Origin of the sequence: Priestia sp. 179-F W1.4 NHS (assembly GCF_045369295.1) — a bacterium.
GTDB lineage: Bacteria > Bacillota > Bacilli > Bacillales > Bacillaceae_H > Priestia > Priestia zanthoxyli.
This window is the reverse complement of the sequence record NZ_JBIQFF010000018.1, coordinates 13558-14977: the sequence shown is the minus strand read 5'-3', so window position 1 is coordinate 14977 and position 1420 is coordinate 13558. Positions and strand designations below refer to the sequence as shown.

General features: G+C 43.7%; 1 protein-coding gene. It reads left to right on the top strand.

Annotated elements, in window-relative coordinates; all coding sequences use genetic code 11:
- The coding region (locus ACH0CI_RS26535; protein WP_406902477.1) for a pLS20_p028 family conjugation system transmembrane protein at window positions 1–1420 on the top strand (1420 nt) is incomplete at both ends.

Sequence of the window (1420 nt, the reverse complement as noted above, 5' to 3'; positions counted from 1 at the left end):
TTAGCAAAACTATGTTACGAGCTAGGATTCAATGCAATTTTAGCCCAATTAGTTGCGCCTGCTGATGTAGCAGATGGGCAGAAGTTAAAAGCCGTTTTAAAAAATATCCTGAATACATTCCTTGTAACGATTATGATCTTTATATCTATGAAGGTGTATTTGATGGGAACGGTCTTTATTAGCGATAAATTAGAGGGTATTCCATACCTGATCGCATTGATTGCCTTTAGTATTGCCGTTGTAGATGGGCCTGTAATGTGTGAACGTCTCTTTGGCATCGATGCCGGACTCAAAAGTGGTTGGGGCGCTCTGGCAGGAGGTTTTGCGATGGCAAAAGGACTTGAAAGTAGCATTGGCATGATAGGCAGAACAGCAAAAGGAGGAGCCAATCTTGCCAAAGGTATTGGTGGTGTTGGAAAAAGCCTTGGTAGTGGTGCTCTTCAGACAGCAGCAGGAGTTGGAGGTTTTGGTAAAGGGTTAGCTACACAAGGAAATAAAGAAAAACAACCAGCTCTGCATGAAGAAATGAAAAAGGCAGGAATGGCAGGTGAGAAAGGAAACGCTGCCTCTAAAGGTCAAAACGCAGGAAATGAGCAAAAGGCTCAACAACAGGGATTATCCTCTACTGAAAAACAAGAAGGGGGCAAAAATACTGAAGGAAATTCTTTAGAAGGAAAAGGATCAGGTCAAGGCACATCTTTACAAGATGAAATGGAGGCAGCAGGTGTTGCTACTGATAGTCAAGGATCAACTTCCTCTGTAGAAGATGGAAATACATCTCTACATGATGAAATGCAAGCCTCTGGTTATGGTGAAAGTGCAAATGAAGGTATTGGATCTTCTGTAGAAGGTGGGAATGCTTCTCTACATGATGAAATGCAAGCTTCTGGTCAAAGTGAAAGCACAAGTGAAGGTACTGGATCTTCTGTAGAAGGTGGAAGTGCTTCACTTCATGATGAAATGCAAGCTTCTGATCAAAGTGAAAAGGCAAGTGAAGGTACTGGATCTTCTGTAGAGGGTGGAAGTGCTTCACTTCATGATGAAATGCAAGCCTCTGGTCAGAATGGAAGCACAAATGGAGGCAGCTCTTCTGTAGGAAAGACAAGTGCTCCTCTTCATGGTGAAATGCAAGCTTCTGGTCAGAATGGAAGCACAAATGGAGGTAGCTCTTCTGTAGGAAAGGCAAGTGCTTCTCTACATGATGAAATGCAAGCTTCTGGTCATAGTGGAAGCACAAATGGGGGCAGCTCTTCTGTAGGAAAGGCAAGTACTCCTCTTCATGGTGAAATGCAAGCTTCTGGTCAGAATGGAAGCACAAATGGGGGCAGCTCTTCTGTAGGAAAGGCGAGTACTCCTCTTCATGATGAAATGCAGGCTTCTGGTCATAGTGGAAGCACAAATGGAGGTAGCTCTCCTGTAG